This is a genomic window from Vibrio sp. 661 (assembly GCF_033339315.1).
Classification (GTDB): domain Bacteria; phylum Pseudomonadota; class Gammaproteobacteria; order Enterobacterales; family Vibrionaceae; genus Vibrio; species Vibrio alginolyticus.
In genome coordinates this window covers 298,284-313,867 of record NZ_JAWOUJ010000004.1, presented here as the reverse complement: position 1 = coordinate 313,867, position 15,584 = coordinate 298,284, and the positions used below count along the sequence as shown (strand labels likewise).

Sequence of the window (15,584 nt, the reverse complement as noted above, 5' to 3'; positions counted from 1 at the left end):
GAATGTTTTCGTTTCTGGTCAAGCGCCTGTTTCAGGCACTGATAGTGATGTTTGTGATCAGTTTGGTGGCGTTTGCCATTCAGGACAACCTGGGTGATCCGCTGCGTGAGCTTGTAGGTCAGTCGGTTTCGGAATCGGAGCGTCAAGCGCTACGCGACGACTTGGGCCTGAACGATCCCTTTATCACAAAGTACACGCGCTTTGTGGGTAATGCACTGCAAGGTGATTTGGGTACCTCATATTTTTTCAAGCGACCTGCGGTTGAGGTGATTCTCGACAAGCTGGTGGCTACATTAGAGCTCGTGTTTGGCGCGACGCTTATCATCATTGTTTTCTCTATTCCGCTTGGGGTGTACTCTGCGATTCATCCTAAGAGTGTTTTTACCAAATTTGTGATGGCGATGAGCAGTGTCGGTATCTCGATTCCGGTGTTCTTAACCGCAATCATGCTGATGTATGTCTTTTCAATAGAACTCGGTTGGTTGCCTTCCTATGGGCGAGGTGAAACCGCTAACGTACTCGGTTGGGAATCTGGCTTCTTTACCATTGATGGTATCAAGCACCTCATCCTACCTTGTATTGCGCTAGCGTCTATCATGCTGCCGTTGTTCATCCGTTTGGTACGTTCAGAAATGCTGGAAGTTCTGAGTTCGGAATACATTAAGTTCGCCAAAGCAAAAGGTTTGAACTTACAAAAGATTTATTACCAACATGCACTTAAGAACACCATGCTACCAGTATTGACGGTAGGTGGCGTGCAGATTGGTACCATGGTGGCCTACACCATTCTTACTGAAACCGTCTTCCAATGGCCGGGCACTGGCTTCCTTTTCCTAGAGGCAATCAACCGTGTAGATACACCGCTGATCACTGCCTACGTTATCTTTGTTGGTCTGATCTTCGTGGTAACCAATACCATCGTTGACTTGCTGTACGGCATCATCAACCCAACTGTGAACCTAACTGGAAAAGGAGCTTAATCATGAGCCAATCAAATTTAACACCAGCTCCTGCTCCATCAGCGTGGCAGCGTTTCAAAGAGTCAGATTTTCTGTATTACTTCAAACGCGACAAAGTGGCGATGGCGAGTTTTACCGTCTTTATGATGTTCTTAGTATTGGCATTGGCTGCACCGATTCTTGCGCCAACAGACCCGTACGATCTGACGTCTATCGACATCATGGATTCAGAGCTACCACCGTCTTGGATGGAAGAGGGCGATGAGCGTTTTGTTCTTGGTACTGATGAGCAAGGCCGCGATATTTTATCGACCATTCTTTACGGTTCTCGTTTGTCTTTGACGATCGGCTTTTTAGCCGTCGGTCTTCAGTTGATTCTGGGTATCATCATTGGTTTGTCGGCGGGTTACTTCGGTGGTCGTATCGATAGCTTCTTGATGCGCTTTGCGGATGTTCAACTATCGTTCTCGACCATGATGGTGGCGATCATCGTCTCTGCAATCTTTAAAGCCAGCTTTGGCAGTGATTTTTACAGCCAATATGCGGTGGTCATGCTGGTGGTGATCATCGGTGTGGCAGAATGGCCGCAATACGCACGGACCATTCGCGCCTCGGTATTGGCAGAGAAGAAGAAAGAATACGTAGAAGCGGCACGAGTGATGGGCTTTAAAGCGCCACGCATCATGTTCCGTCACATCCTGCCGAACTGTCTATCACCAATCTTGGTTATCTCGACGGTACAGGTAGCGAATGCGATCATGTCGGAAGCGGCACTGTCATTCCTAGGTTTGGGTCTTCCTGTTGATCAGCCGTCACTAGGTGCGCTGATCAGCATCGGCTTTAACTACATCTTCTCAGGTGCGTGGTGGATTACTGCCTTCCCAGGCATCGTGTTGGTTACACTGGTTCTGGTTATCAACTTATTGGGTGACTGGTTACGAGATGTATTCAACCCGAAACTGTACAAAGGTTAAGAATTTTCCCGCCAAGCGTTGTAAATTCGCTTAATTCCTTCCTAAACTGAGAGCCGGATGCAAATTCCGGCTCTTTTTTTGCTAGTTATTCTTTGTTCACATTTTTTTGGCGCTTTGCCGCCATAATGACCTTACCCACTAATTTAGAGTGAAGTGTATGGAAATGAAGAAGGCACAACACCCATCTCGTATCTTCCAAGCAAGCCTAGCTTTCGGCTTGTTGCTGGTATGCGCCCAGTTTTCTAGCCCAGTATCGGCGGAGGAGTTCCTTTGCCAAGCCACTCAAGCCAGCGAGAAAGAATTACCGATGCTTGAGAAAACGTGCCCAATTGGTAACGGAGTATGGGGAAAGAAAGTGCCGCAGGGGGGCAACTACCTTTACTGGATTCAATGCGGATTGCTACCCAAGCCTATGTCTCTCGCGAAAGCTAAGCCTCTCTATAGTAAAATCACGACTGACGTATGGATGAAGCCTGAATCCAAAGGCTATCGCTGTTTGATTGGACCTTACAAGGCATTGTCTGATGCGAGGGATGACTTACGAGGAGTCAAAACCTTGTCGAACTACAAAGAGGCGTTCATCCGAGTGGTTGGGAAAGGGACGAAACAACCAGTAACACCACCTACACCTAAATCTACTGTATCGTCGAAATCAGCCGCATCTTCGGTTAAGCCAACACCGACGGTGACCCCGAAACCCGCGCCAGTTCCTGCTGTGCGAGCTGATACCGACGCCTTTAAAGCGCGGGCAGAGAAGCCAGATACCAAGGCAAAAAGTTCACGTGATAGCTCTTCGTCTACGCCTGTTGCTAAGACCAAAGCGAAGCCAATTGTCACTGGAAATGATGACATTGAAGTTCGGTTGAGAACTTCAGTACAGGGCAAAACGTACGTGGTCCCATATTTACTCGATCACCATAATCAGTTTTACATGGAACATGGTAAGCCGTGGAACCGCCTCAACTACGAAAACTCGCACAAAGTATGTCAGCAACTGGGTATGAACTTAGCTAACCCTGCAGAGTTTAAAGCGCTGAGGGCGTCTGGGGTGATGGAAAAAAATCAATGGCCACTGCAACTGCCGTATTGGGGCAAAGATAAGAAAGGTTTGTTCGCCGATCGTGAGCCCAATCAGCTCACCGGAACCTCATTATTGAACGTGGTGTGCGTGAAATAACGACTCAGATATTGCGGTCAAAATATAGAAGAAAGCCCCGAGTTCGGGGCTTTTTTGCGGTCTCAAATATTATCGCTATTTGAGTGGCGTTTCTTTGTGACAGTTAGAGCAGATATACACTTCTTTGATGCCGACCAATCGTTCCCAAAATGTTCTGCGTCTTCTACGCAAATGCACGCTATCACAGCAAGGGTTAACGATGGTTGCTTTAGTCATCATCACCAGGCTCCAAAATCGGTAGTGAACTCGCGATGCTTGTCATGGCTTCTTTGCTGTTAGAGTACAGACCATATTCCGGTGCGGATTCATGACCGTTTTGTTCTTTACTCCAACGAATACCAATATAAAAGTCACCAAAATCGCGGTTGATGTAACGATGACGAGTTTTGTAATCTGACTCTGAGCCTGTTTCTTCTAGAATCAGCAGTTCACGGTCTTCATCATTCTGGATTTCCCAATTACCTGGAGTTTGGAATCCTGTTGGCATGAACGAAGTGTAGTTGTAAGTATCAGTGTCGTATTCGTACGCACCTGACGAGTATTTCAGGACTGTGTCGTCGCCTGTGCCATTACTTTCTACCATCAAGTCATGCTCTACCGTGCCTTGTTTGATGTGTTCTGCAACCGAAAGTGATTCTGCGAATGGGGTATTGCTTGAGTCCATCCAGAACAGCTCATCATCTGAGATTTTAACGATCATTTGAGTGCCGTTATGCTCGGTTTTGTGCTGGTACAACATTTCATACTCGTCGCCGTAGCTGTTGTATAGCTTGCCGTCTTTCAACTCAACGTCGTTACAGTCTTTATTGTTGTATTCTGTGTAACCAGTTTGTTGGTCCAGATCGGCAAGAATGGCGTAAGCATCGTGTTCCCATGTGTCTTTTAGGAAGTCACTGATGTTCGCTTTGTACTCTTGACTCATCTCATCGTGGTTTGAACCCCAGCAGAATAGTAGGCCTTCAGAATCTTGCATCAACATGGCGTAGCCGATTTCACCATCTTTCTGTGCAAAGCTACCCATTTTCCATTCTTGACCGTTGAAGTGCTCGTGAGTGAAGCCCAAAGTCGGTACTACTGGTGGTGGCGTGACGCCTTCGATAACCGTTGGCATGCTGAGCGCAATTTGTACCGCGGTATGGCCATCTGTTGCGCTAATCGCAAGTACTGCTCCAGCTTCACCTGCTTTTGTTGGTGTGCCTTTAATGGTGATAATTGCATTACCATCCTCAGATACTGTTAGACCTTCAATGTCTACATAGTCCGCTGAGTAGTCGGTAATTTGACCGTCTTTATCTTGGAACAAACCAGAAATATCGAGTGTTTGTTCAAACACTTCACCTTGTTGTAGGTACCAACCATCAACGATGGACTGCAGACGCGCTTGTTCTGTTTCTACAACCATTGGTGGTAAGTTTGCCGATTCGATTTCGAACTGAAATACGGTGCTTACCGTACCCAAAACCTTACCTGACGAATCAATGTCTTGCGCCGTTAGAACAATCTCAAAATCACCAGCTTTCTCTACGATTGCAGTTGGATGTAGAACAATCAGGTTGCCAGTTTGCACAACTTCAATGCCTGTGCCTGCAAAGCTGTGCGTCAGTTTGGTTGTCACAAGGTTTTGGTCTTTGTCTGCAAATAGACCTTCAATGTCTAGCTCTAAGCCATCAAAGTCCACGCCTTGTACGATTTTTGGTAGTTTTTCTAGCTTATCTTTAGCTGCCTTTTCGACGATTTTGTTTATGGTTAGCTTGTTATTAACTGCCGTTTCAGGTGCTAAGGTGTCGCTGTCTGGGGTCGCGTCAGTGATGATTGGACGTAGATTTGGGTCATTGATGTTTTCGCCAGATGCAACAAGACGTTCCACTTCTTGGTTTGCCGCTTGAGCAAACTCCGTGGCTTTTTTCTCGTAGTTCGTTGGGTTTTGTGCTTTCGAGTCGGTCAGAATCTGAGCGGTTTTATGTAGTTCGGCGTTTTTTGTCGCACCTTCAACAAAATCACTGTACAGATCAATTGGTGCTTCTTCTGAGCCTCCTAGCGCTTGGTTTACTTTCGCTTTCGCATCTTCTTCACTAATGGCTGGATCTTTTGCCATTTCAATCGCCACAAGATCCGTGATAGGTGAAATCACGTTTGACGATGTTGGTGCACGGAATACGATTTCGTGCGCCATAGCTTGGCCTGGATGATCCATATCAACCGTGTATTTGCCAGCGTACTCTTTCGCATCCAAGGCGATGAGCTGTTTCTGCTTTGAACCGTTTGGTGTGATGGTCTGTAGCGCTAGAGTGCTTTCTGGTTTTGCATCCAATTTCAGTTGACCTTTCTCATCGGTCAGACCAAGGAATGTTTCTTGAGTGTCCCATTGGCCGTTGTTGTTCGTATCTTCAAAAACAACGGCATGCTTGAAGTAGCCGTCAAAACCTGTGATCACAACGCCGTCGTTAGCACTGTTTGAACCACCATCTGAACCGCCACAGCCTGTAAGAGCGATAGCCACTGACGCTGCTAGTAAACTCACCTTATTCATTATTTATTTGTCCTTGTTTCGTTTCCGAATGAGAAAGTCGCTTTTTTTATTATTTTTTTCTTTATATCTCACTAGTGAGATATAAGAGAGTGGTGTCTTTTTAATGACTATTGAGCTTAGGTTCAAGACACGAAAATCCGCACAAAACCCGTAAAATTTATTTCTATTTTTTGTCTATGATGGAAAATTTATAATTTGATCACGGTTCCAGTTTTATTTTGGGAATGATTGTTTTGTTAAAATAACCACCGGTAAAAAAGGTTTATTGGGTGTCGCTAAGGACAGGGGCGTGATAAATCATGTTGATCTTAAATTCCTCAACGCGATCAGCGAGCTCAGGTTTTGGACGTAAAATGTAGCTATACACCTCGCCATCAAGTAGCTCGTCGTAAGGGGAATAGTTAAGATCAAACGATAACGATTGTTGTCCAGTAGCAGGGGTGCTGATGAACTCGTGGCAATCAATTTGGTAAGTCGGATCGTCTGGGTTAGGGTCTGATATGATGTCGATTTGATAGTCTCCTTGACCAGCAATGACATGGCTGTGATACCAAATGGCGACATCGCTACAATACAGGTTAGGACCATAAGTGTGTAAATTGAAATCGGATTCGATGCTTTCACCATGAGGACCAATGACTTGAGTACCATAGTGATAAATATAATTGCCAACTTCAGCAACCAGATACCCCCCACTTGGGAGAGGTAGCAAATAATCAAAAAAGGAGATTTGATGCAGATATCGTCCTGTCGGTGCATTGATGCGCTTCTCCATGGACTGCTTGTTCTTTTGCATGGTATAGCTTTCGAATTGTTTACCATCAAACACGGTGGTGAAGTAGTTCCGAGTATCTTCATGAACCTGAGATGGGTATTCTTTTTTGATGGTCCAAATTTGGCGTACACCTTGGACATAAACGATCAACGAGTCATCACTGATTTTGTACTTGCCCACTTTTTTCAAGTCTCCCTTTTCAGGACACTGGCGTTTGTTGTGTGAGGCGGCATAACTTACTTCGCCCCCCTCAAACTGAAAGGCCTCGCAATACACCACTTCATACGCGTACGCGATACCTGCAAGATTTTGTGTCGTCTCTAGGCGATAAACTACATCGCCAACTAACGGGTGTTCTGTGTCATTTTGATCGGGTGTGATAACGGGTAACTCAAAGCGCGTTGTGACCCATGCATGATCGCTATTACCGTGATAATCATCGCGCGCTGCTACCGCCAAATATGTGGTGGTTTTTATTTCCTCAGGCGCTCCTTGCACCATCATTTGTCCTTGGTTGAGGACTCTTAACCCATTGGCGTTTTCAAGCCAAATCTGAGTGGTGAGGAGATCGCCATCTGGGTCTTCAAAAAGCTGGTTAAGGTTGAGCGAATAACTCACCGGAGAGTTTTGTTTCAGCTCCCAAGCATAAATAATGGTTTGTAGCTGCTGTTCCACAGTGAGGTTGATGATGGGTTTATTATTCTCTGATGGGTCCTCTTGTGGTCGGCTGTTCTTATCACCCAATGCTGACTCGTAAAACGTGTTGTCTTCTGTGGTATGAAATGGATTCGTAACAGGGCCTGGTTGTCCTAAAAGGGCGGAGTTAAATGCGTCATCTCCCGTTTTTTTAGGAGTGCGATCCAACGCAGAACCTGTCAACGCTTGCTTTACTTCAACTAAAGATGTGCGCTCATATTGACGATGTGCTTGCTGGGTTGACTTGTCGGCGTTGTCTGACGAGTATTTCACAGATGCCAAATTGTGTTTGTTTGAAATGAAGTAAATACCGAACAAACCGACGCATACTGCGCCGATTATCCAAAGCTTTTTGTTCATGATTACGTGTGCGCCATTCGTGATTGTAGCCAACTGCGAGAGAATTTGAGGTCTTTCTCTATCAGGCTTGCGCTGCACTCGAGTAGCTCACTGATTTCTTGGTTTTTCATGCCCATTAAATACTTGAGTTTGAGTGCGCTCGATTGGCGTGGATAGCGGCTACTGAAACTATCCAGAGCTTTATCCATGATAATCAATTGCTCGAAACGATCTTCTTCATCTCTCATCAATGTAATGTGTTGACGCTTTTGTGCTTGGTGCGAGCGTGCGTTGTCGATCAAGATTTGACGCATCACTTTGGCGGCCATCAAAAAGAAATCGCGCTTTGTTTCAATTTCACTCATGTCGCAGTTGGACATTTTCAGGTAAGCATCATGAATTAATGCCGTGGTGCTGTTGACGCTGTCTGCCAGTACTTTGTTGTCGGTGCCGTACTTTTCTGCATTTCGTTCACGCTCGTGTTGGGCGATCTTACGCAACTGTAAATAAGCAAACTGATAGAGCTCGCTCTCAGCTTGTTTATCACCAGATTGCCATTGTTGAATGATTTGTGTCAGTGCTACTGCTGTTGCCATGGTTATACATCCTCGCTCACTTTGACAAATTCAGAAATGGTGTGGGTTTCAATGCGATCGGAACCGTCTTGGTTGCGCAGAACATTTTGTTGATAGCGATATAAAATGCCTTGCTCCCAAGTTGCACCAGCTGGCAAGTATTCCCAGGTGGTGTAATTGATTTCGGATGGGGTTGTTGACCAACGTACCATGACGTTCATTTGCGCGAGTTCGGCTTTGGGGGCGCTATTGTTGACCCACCACATGTCGGCAAATTCGCGGGTAACATCTTGGGTGTACAGGCTTGTATCGGTTGGGCAGGTGTCCGTATTTTTCGGCAGTCGCATGACTTGTTGATGGCGCATCAATAGGCACGATTGTGTCATGGACTGTTGGTGGTATTCGGTTTGCTGCCACACGCCGAGGTAGTCAATGTCGTGTTCGCTAGTATTGGGATACGTAAACCAGAGCATTTCTGTGCGGTTATTGTGTTGGATGTTTTTTTTACGCCCGAGACCTTGTACTTTTTCCATCAATAACTCGGTGCTCGGATCAAAATTGAGGGCAACGGAGCGGTACTTCCAGTCGCCTTCATCATCGAAGTCTTCGAGAGAAAAGCCATTCAAGTCGTTGCGGGTGCACCCTGTGATTGAACAACCAACGATATTAAACCAATCCGCAAACTTGCTTATCGGTTCGACGACATCTTCCGTGATAGGGCGCTTCATCGAGAGGAAGCAGCCTTGAAAATGGTCGCCAATGCTTGGGTGTTCAATCAATGAGTCTTTGGTGATGGTGAATCGAGTTTCACCAATAGGAGGACGATATTTGGGATGATGCTGATAGCGTAGATCGTAAGCACAAGCGCGGCCTTGCCAATCCTTCTTTTTGATGACGATGTTTTTGAACGTTATGTCGCGAGGTTCAAAAATGATCTCATCAGAGGTAAAGTTTTTTTCAATGTACTGCTGGCTTTCGTTTAGGTGCTCAATCGCCTCATTGACAGATACCCAATCGAGATTGAGGTAGCGTTTAGCGTCATCCAGGTAATTGAGATCAAGGCCTTTGAGCTGGCTTTGAAAGTGAGGATCAGACAGCACACGGTTTGCTAGGACAATTTCCTCACGATTCTCAGGCGTGCTGTCGAGAGAAAGCAGCAGACGCGTCATATTGATGCTGCGGCTAGGTTTGGTTGTCGCCATCGTCGGCGTCAGCACTTCTTGGCTTGATAAGGTCGTCAGCAGATAACCTTTATCATCGTTACCAAGGAAGAAGCTAATTACATCACCGGGTTGGTAATGAAATGCTCCTTGCTGAGTGACGCCAGTGATATTGGAACTGGTTTTGTAATACAGGCCAGTCACTGGGGCGTCGATAAAGTAGCCTTGCTTCAAGGTTGAAGCTGGTGGGTGTGAAGTGGCAACTGAAACGTCTGCTGCCAACGTGGACGTAGCCGTCAATGCAGACAGCCAAAATACCACTGAACGTGTATACATCTTGTTTTAAGCCTTATTGGTTGGTGCTGTCCTTAGACGCACAATTTGGCTGACAACTCATTGGTGTAGTTAGGTGCTTCTCTGGCACCGGTGTCATCATCGCCAACAACATTTTTTGTTTTATATGTTTGGGGATATCTGGGTTAGAGAGTATCCGCCTTCGTGTTAACTCCATCATGGAGTTCACTGAGAGATGTTCGACATTTTGCCCCTTCGCGTGGAAGATGAGGCGAGTCATTTCGTACATCATATCTTCTGCAATCTTCTTCTCTTGTTGCAGCTGGATATTCTTTTGCATCATGGCGCTGCCAAATAACACACCAGAGAGCACAATGATGCCTGACAATACCGAAGCAAGGGGACGTCGTTGTACCAAGCGAAAGGCGCTATACAATGGCCAGTTTTTTTTCTGCTCGATTGGACGGCGTTCGATAATTCGTTCGATATCAATGCGCAATGCTCGAACATTGATATATCGCATTTGAGTGGCAGGACGCGTTGCGCGTCTTATCACCCAGTAAACATCAGACCAAATTGTTGGTGATGGAAACATCAAAGCGAGAATTTTGCCTAAGGAGTACACGTCGCTTTGCTCTGTTAGAACCTGTCCTGCTTGCTGCTCTGGGCTGGCAAAATTTTGGCTAAACGCAATCAGCGCTGAGGGTGAATCTTCTCGGTTGGAGTGCGCTTTTTGAGTCAAGTTGAAGTCAAGCAGCTTGGGACGCTTGCTACGATCAATCAGTATATTTTCTGGTTTTAGATCGGCATGCAAAACCTGGTGCTGATGGGCGTGCTCCATCGCCTGACAGATCTGCTTAAACAGCAGCAGCTTCTCCGTTTTTTCTAGCTTATTTTCAGATAGGTACTCATCCAAAGTTTGACCAAACACCCGCTCCATCACGATGTAAACCGAATCTTGATGGAGACCGCCGTCAAACACTTTCGCGATGTAAGGATGGTTTAGACGCGCGAGAAGTTGAGCTTCATCGAAGAGTGCGCGTTGCCCTAACACATTGCTCAAATTGCTTTGAATAAACTTGATAGCCAGATCTTGCTCGAACGTTTCATCTGCACGTAGAGCTGCGTATACGACACCCATGCCACCACGCCCCAACTCATGAGTTAGGCGGTACTTACTGATAATTTCTCCGCTTAGATCGACGTCTTGGTTCGTTGCCTGATGAGCACCAAAATAAAGTAACTGCGTTAGTTGTTCTTCCGGTGTCTCGTTGGCTAAAAGAGGAACGAGTTGTCGATACAGCTCAGGTTGACTTCGTTGCAATGCTTGGAGGTATTGCTGCTTTTGGGAGTCGTCCAGATCAAGCAGGTGGTAGTAAATCTGGGTTTCGCTAGAGCCTAACTGCACTGTGACTAATGTCTTATTCTTTTAGGTACGGCATTTTATAAGAACTTTGATATAAATGTCATTTATTTATTCGGTTTTGATTCACAATCCATGAAACGCAATTTGATGGCTAATGGAGTAATAACGTCATGATTTTGCGAATTATTTTCACTGAACTTGTCGGCAGAGAGTCTATTCGTCATAATGTTACTTGTAACATTACTGATAAATCACATATTTATGGCTCAACAGAATAAGAAAACTCGTACGACATTGCAGGATGTCGCAGACCAGGTTGGCGTCACGAAGATGACCGTTTCACGCTATATGCGTAACCCTGAATCGGTGGCAGAAAAGACTCGGGCCAAGATTGCGACTGCGATTGAAGAGATGGGTTACATCGAAAACCGTGCACCGGCGATGTTGTCAAAGTCCTCCAGTAAAGCCATTGGTATTTTACTGCCGTCTTTGTCCAACCAAATTTTTGCTTCCTTTGTTCAGGGCATAGAGATGGTGACCAAAGCCAATGGCTATGAGACGCTTTTAGCGCATTTTAGCTACGATGAGCTTGAAGAAGAGCGCAAGATCGCGTCATTACTCTCTTATCAAGTCGATGGGCTTATTCTAACTGAAAGCCATCACACGCCGCGTACATTACAGATGATCAAAAATGCGGGCATTCCGGTGGTCGAAACCATGGAACTGCCATCGGAGCCGATTGATATGGCGGTTGGACTCGATCATGAAGATGCGTCGTACACCGTGGTTAAGCAGATGCTAGATACGGGGAAGCGTACAATCGTCTATTTTGGCGCGCGTCTGGATACGCGAACCAAATTGCGGATGCAAGGTTACGATCGCGCGATGACAGAAGCAGGGCTAGAACCCAAACATGTATTAACTGGTGATCATTCTAGTTTTTCTTTAGCGCATGATTTGCTCGAACGCGCACTGGAAACGCACCCAACGCTCGATGGGGTGTTCTGTACCAACGATGACATCGCAATTGGCACCATGCTGAGTGCGCAGCAACGTGGCATTCAAGTTCCACAGCAATTGGCAGTGGCGGGCTATAACGCGCTGGATATCGGTCAAACCATCAGCCCGAAACTGATCAGCGTTGATACGCCGCGTTTCCAAATTGGTGTAAAGAGCGCAGAGCTATTAATTGCGCGCCTGAAAGGCGAAACGCAAGAAGAAAAAGTCTTCGATATGGGGTATCAGATCACGTCGGGAGAGAGTGTTTAACTAATTGTTAACTGCTCTTTGTATTCGCTCATCAATGGTATTGGTAGGTTAGGGTATGGCACATCAGCTGGATGCATTGGATCTCAACTTAATGCGTTTATTAAAAGCCGTGGTGGAAAACCGCAGCATCAAGCTGGCCGCAATGCAGCTTGGCATTTCTCAACCGAGCGCCAGCCGCGGCGTGATGAAGTTGAAGCAAGTGTTTGATGACCCGCTTTTTGTGCGTAAAGCACATGGGGTAGAGCCATCACCCATGGCGATTCGTCTCGCCGCCGAGTTCGACAATATGGTTGCACCACTGGAAAAAGTGGTGCAAGAATTTGAAGTGTTCGACCCGCTGCAATACCAAGGGCAGATTGCTATTGTAACTGACCCTTATTTGATGGATGAACAAGGGCAGCGACTGCTCACTGGTTGTCATCGAGCCTTTCCCAAAGCGCACTTTGCTTTTTCCAGCTGGAATACTTACTCGCACGATGAAATGTTAGAAGGCGAGCACGATTACTGCATTCTTGACCAAGAGACCGAGCTGTCGAAAGACATTTACATGCGCCCGTTATTCGTTGAAAAACGAGTGATTTTGGCGCGCAAAAACCACCCAACGTTGTCGAAAGTCAGCAATGATTGGGACACGGTGTCCAAACTACCACTTGTCTCTTTGCCTGCGCCCGCGTCATATAAACCGCTTTGTACCGTGGAGTCCGAGTATCGACGCATGGGTTATGAGCCAGTAGTGTTACTGAAGTCCTATAATTTGCGTTTGGCTTGCCAAATGTTGCAAGAAACCGACGCGATTATGTATGCCAGTCAAAGCTCGGCATTGTTGATGCCAGAACTCGCCTCTTACGCAATGCCACCCGTTAATCGTGAGTTTAGCCAGTTTGTTGTCTCTGGCGGTTTCCTTCAAACCAACCGCAACCATCCTTTGCACAGACACCTACATAAAGTGGTGCGACAAACCCTCAATACGCCGCTGATTTTTACGCAATGACGTCACCTTATGGCATCGGCTGAATGAGAGAGTAGATGCTTTAACCTTATCAATGTTGTGTGATTACATAGACAACTTATTTCTTAAGATATTCAAAAATGAATATCTCAATTACCTGTCTCTTTTTCCTACCCAGCGCTAACCTTATCTCAAATAGTCAGGAGAAGTGGCTCATTTTTATCTTTTTAACTTTTTGAATGTCGATACAGGTACGTGGCATTCACCATTCTCCGTTATGCATTTTTTTAATTTCTGATGGAGGATTAATCATGCTAGTTGCACGTCTATTTTTATTGCTCGCCATCGTTGCCGAAGTGGCTGGCACCAGCACTATGTCTCTTATCGGACAAGGGCACGGGTGGTGGGGCTACATCGTAATGTATGTGCTGATCGCAATCTCTTACTACTTTCTCGCGTTTGCCGCGAAGAAAATATCTATCGGTGTGGCATACGCTGTCTGGGAAGGGTTAGGTATCTCGTTGATCACCGTGGTGTCGATCATCGCCTTTGATGCCAACTTAAACCATCAAGAGTTGTTTGGTTTGATGTTAGCCGTTGTTGGCATTGTGTGTGTGACCTTAGGGGAATCACATGGTCAACCTAACGCCAAGAAAAATGCCGATAAACCGGCAAAAGAACGTTCATTTTCTACTAGTACAAGGTGCGAATCATGAGTCAATTTTTTACGATGTCATTTGGATTTGTCGTGATGGCTGCCTTGGTCGATATCATGGCCAATATGGCGCTGACACGCTCAAAAGGTTTTAAATATAAAGGCTGGGGCATTGCGGCGATTGTGTTGGTACTGACAGCATTCACGCTGTTGGCACAAGCGGTGAAAGAGATCGACTTAGCCATTGCTTATGCCTCTTGGGGTGCGATCGGTATCTTGGGTACCGCAGTGGGTGGAGCCTTGCTGTTTAAGCAGAAACTCAAGCCAATCGGCTGGTTTGGTATCTTTGTGGTGATTGCTGCCGTCGTGGTGATGAAGACCGCTTGATGTAATTTAATGAATGCTAGATATCGTCATTCTGAGTAGCAAGAGACGAGTGTGATTCAGAATCTACCAACAAAAAGTGCTGTGGAAGAGGGGTTTTCTCTGGCTTCACAGCACCTTGATATTAGATTCCTGATCTCGCCTAGGCTCGTCGGAATGACGGACTCATTCATTTTTAAAAAGAACAGAGGCCAATCCTAAAGTTCGTCATTTTGAACAGCAAGAGACGAGCGTGATTCAGAATCTACCAACAAAAAGTGCTGTGGAAGAGGGATTTTCTCTGGCTTCACAGCATTTTGCTATTAGATTCCTGATCTCGCCTAGGCTCGTCGGAATGACGGATTCATTCGTTTTTTGGAAAGAACTGAGGCTAATCCCAAAGCTCGTCATTCTGAACAGCGAGGGACGAGCGTGATTCAGAATCTACCAACAAAAAGTGCTGTGGAAGAGGGGTTTTCTCTAGCTTCACAACACGTTGATAGTAGATTCCTGATCTCGCCTAGGCTCGTCGGAATGACGGATTCATTCGTTTAAAAAGAACCGAGGCCAATCCTAAAGCTTGCCATTCTGAACTGCGAGGGACGGTCGTGATTCAGAATCTACCAACAAAAAGTGCTGTGGCAGAAGTGTTTTTTCTGGCTTCACAGCACGTTGATATTAGATTCCTGATCTTGCTGAGGCTCGTCGGAATGACGGATTCATTCGTTTTTTAGAAAGAACCGAGGCCAATCCTAAAGTTCGTCATTTAGAACAGCGAGGGACGAGCGTGATTCAGAATCTACTAACAAAAAAGTACAGTGGCAGAGGAGTTTTCTCTGGCTTCACAGCACGTTGATATTAAATTCCGATCCTGCTGAGGCTCGTCGGAATGACGGATTCATTCGCTTTTTAGAAAGAACAGAGGCCAATCCTAAAGCTCGTCATTCTGAACTGCGAGGGACGAGTGTGATTTAGAATCTACCAACAAAAAGTGCTGTGGTAGAGGGGTTTTCTCTGGCTTCACAGCACGTTGATATTAAATTCCTGATCTTGCTTGGGCTCTTCGGAGCGACGGATTCATTCGTTTTTAGAAAGAACTGAGGCCAATTCCAACGCTCGTCATTCTGAACAGCGAGGGACGGGCGTGATTTAGAATCTACCAACAAAAAGTGCTGTGGCAGAGGTGTTTTCTCTGGCTTCACAGCTCGTTGATATTAGATTCCCGATCTCGCTTAGGCTCGTCGGAATGACGGATTCATTCGTTTTTAGAAAGAGCGGTGGCCAATCCCAAAGCTCGTCATTCTGAACTGCGAGGGACGAGCGTGATTCAGAATCTACTAACAAAAAAGTGCTGTGGCAGAGGAGTTTTCTCTGACGTCATAGCATGTCGATATTAGATTCCTGATCTCGCCTAGGCTCGTCGGAATGACGGATTCATTCGTTTTTAGAAATAGCGGTGGCCAATCTCAAAGCTCGTCATTCTGAATAGTGAGGGACGAGTGT

Annotated in this window: 12 protein-coding genes; 7 read left to right on the top strand and 5 right to left on the bottom strand. The window is 46.0% G+C overall.

The window, feature by feature from the left end; genetic code table 11:
* Positions 1 to 2 precede the first annotated feature (2 nt).
* The 3 genes from R7P69_RS11620 to R7P69_RS11610 all read left to right on the top strand — a co-directional run bounded on the left by R7P69_RS11620 (position 3) and on the right by R7P69_RS11610 (position 3,110).
* On the top strand, positions 3 to 980 hold the full coding sequence (locus tag R7P69_RS11620) for an ABC transporter permease (protein ID WP_005379110.1): 978 nt from the start codon (positions 3 to 5) through the stop codon (positions 978 to 980).
* Positions 981 to 982: 2 nt separating this feature from the next.
* Positions 983 to 1,933, top strand: coding sequence for an ABC transporter permease (locus R7P69_RS11615; RefSeq protein ID WP_054730225.1), 951 nt, complete (start codon positions 983 to 985; stop codon positions 1,931 to 1,933).
* 157 nt (positions 1,934 to 2,090) lie between these two features.
* Positions 2,091 to 3,110, top strand: coding sequence for an SPOR domain-containing protein (locus tag R7P69_RS11610; protein ID WP_213908236.1), 1,020 nt, complete (start codon positions 2,091 to 2,093; stop codon positions 3,108 to 3,110).
* A 208-nt stretch (positions 3,111 to 3,318) separates the two neighbouring features.
* On the opposite strand, the gene R7P69_RS11605 is transcribed toward R7P69_RS11610, so the two are convergent.
* From R7P69_RS11605 to R7P69_RS11585, 5 genes are all read right to left on the bottom strand, one after another.
* Positions 3,319 to 5,640 carry an acid phosphatase gene (locus R7P69_RS11605; RefSeq protein ID WP_318121592.1) on the bottom strand — a complete coding sequence of 774 codons (2,322 nt, stop codon included), beginning with the start codon at positions 5,638 to 5,640 and terminating at the stop codon, positions 3,319 to 3,321.
* 262 nt (positions 5,641 to 5,902) lie between these two features.
* A complete protein-coding gene (locus R7P69_RS11600; RefSeq protein ID WP_104979900.1) occupies positions 5,903 to 7,471 on the bottom strand; it encodes a hypothetical protein in 1,569 nt (522 codons plus the stop codon).
* A 2-nt stretch (positions 7,472 to 7,473) separates the two neighbouring features.
* The gene (locus tag R7P69_RS11595) at positions 7,474 to 8,046 is read right to left on the bottom strand and encodes a sigma-70 family RNA polymerase sigma factor (protein ID WP_104979902.1); all 573 of its coding nucleotides are present in this window, start codon (positions 8,044 to 8,046) and stop codon (positions 7,474 to 7,476) included.
* 2 nt (positions 8,047 to 8,048) lie between these two features.
* Positions 8,049 to 9,521, bottom strand: a complete 1,473-nt coding sequence (locus R7P69_RS11590; protein WP_104979903.1) for a chromosome partitioning protein ParA — start codon at positions 9,519 to 9,521, stop codon at positions 8,049 to 8,051.
* A 13-nt stretch (positions 9,522 to 9,534) separates the two neighbouring features.
* Positions 9,535 to 10,887, bottom strand: coding sequence for a serine/threonine-protein kinase (locus R7P69_RS11585; protein WP_053349772.1), 1,353 nt, complete (start codon positions 10,885 to 10,887; stop codon positions 9,535 to 9,537).
* Between the two features lie 219 nt (positions 10,888 to 11,106).
* Between R7P69_RS11585 and R7P69_RS11580 the strand changes: the two genes are divergently transcribed.
* The 4 genes from R7P69_RS11580 to R7P69_RS11565 all read left to right on the top strand — a co-directional run bounded on the left by R7P69_RS11580 (position 11,107) and on the right by R7P69_RS11565 (position 14,105).
* Positions 11,107 to 12,114 carry a substrate-binding domain-containing protein gene (locus R7P69_RS11580; RefSeq protein WP_047103689.1) on the top strand — a complete coding sequence of 336 codons (1,008 nt, stop codon included), beginning with the start codon at positions 11,107 to 11,109 and terminating at the stop codon, positions 12,112 to 12,114.
* A gap of 55 nt (positions 12,115 to 12,169) precedes the next feature.
* Entirely contained in the window at positions 12,170 to 13,105 is a 936-nt protein-coding gene (locus R7P69_RS11575; protein ID WP_005379132.1) for a LysR family transcriptional regulator, read from the top strand.
* Between the two features lie 269 nt (positions 13,106 to 13,374).
* Complete coding sequence (locus R7P69_RS11570) at positions 13,375 to 13,779, top strand: SMR family transporter (protein WP_005379135.1); 405 nt, start codon at positions 13,375 to 13,377, stop codon at positions 13,777 to 13,779.
* The gene (locus tag R7P69_RS11565) at positions 13,776 to 14,105 is read left to right on the top strand and encodes an SMR family transporter (RefSeq protein WP_005478614.1); all 330 of its coding nucleotides are present in this window, start codon (positions 13,776 to 13,778) and stop codon (positions 14,103 to 14,105) included. Before R7P69_RS11570 ends, R7P69_RS11565 begins: the two co-directional genes overlap by 4 nt.
* The last annotated feature ends 1,479 nt before the right edge of the window (positions 14,106 to 15,584 follow it).

What these genes read in the sequence shown, in the direction of transcription:
- R7P69_RS11565 (WP_005478614.1), top strand. Translation starts at nt 13,776, where the DNA reads ATGAGTCAATTTTTTACGATGTCATTTGGATTTGTCGTGATGGCTGCC.
- R7P69_RS11600 (WP_104979900.1), bottom strand. Translation starts at nt 7,471, where the DNA reads ATGAACAAAAAGCTTTGGATAATCGGCGCAGTATGCGTCGGTTTGTTC.
- R7P69_RS11615 (WP_054730225.1), top strand. Translation starts at nt 983, where the DNA reads ATGAGCCAATCAAATTTAACACCAGCTCCTGCTCCATCAGCGTGGCAG.
- R7P69_RS11575 (WP_005379132.1), top strand. Translation starts at nt 12,170, where the DNA reads ATGGCACATCAGCTGGATGCATTGGATCTCAACTTAATGCGTTTATTA.
- R7P69_RS11605 (WP_318121592.1), bottom strand. Translation starts at nt 5,640, where the DNA reads ATGAATAAGGTGAGTTTACTAGCAGCGTCAGTGGCTATCGCTCTTACA.
- R7P69_RS11580 (WP_047103689.1), top strand. Translation starts at nt 11,107, where the DNA reads ATGGCTCAACAGAATAAGAAAACTCGTACGACATTGCAGGATGTCGCA.
- R7P69_RS11570 (WP_005379135.1), top strand. Translation starts at nt 13,375, where the DNA reads ATGCTAGTTGCACGTCTATTTTTATTGCTCGCCATCGTTGCCGAAGTG.
- R7P69_RS11620 (WP_005379110.1), top strand. Translation starts at nt 3, where the DNA reads ATGTTTTCGTTTCTGGTCAAGCGCCTGTTTCAGGCACTGATAGTGATG.
- R7P69_RS11610 (WP_213908236.1), top strand. Translation starts at nt 2,091, where the DNA reads ATGGAAATGAAGAAGGCACAACACCCATCTCGTATCTTCCAAGCAAGC.
- R7P69_RS11595 (WP_104979902.1), bottom strand. Translation starts at nt 8,046, where the DNA reads ATGGCAACAGCAGTAGCACTGACACAAATCATTCAACAATGGCAATCT.
- R7P69_RS11590 (WP_104979903.1), bottom strand. Translation starts at nt 9,521, where the DNA reads ATGTATACACGTTCAGTGGTATTTTGGCTGTCTGCATTGACGGCTACG.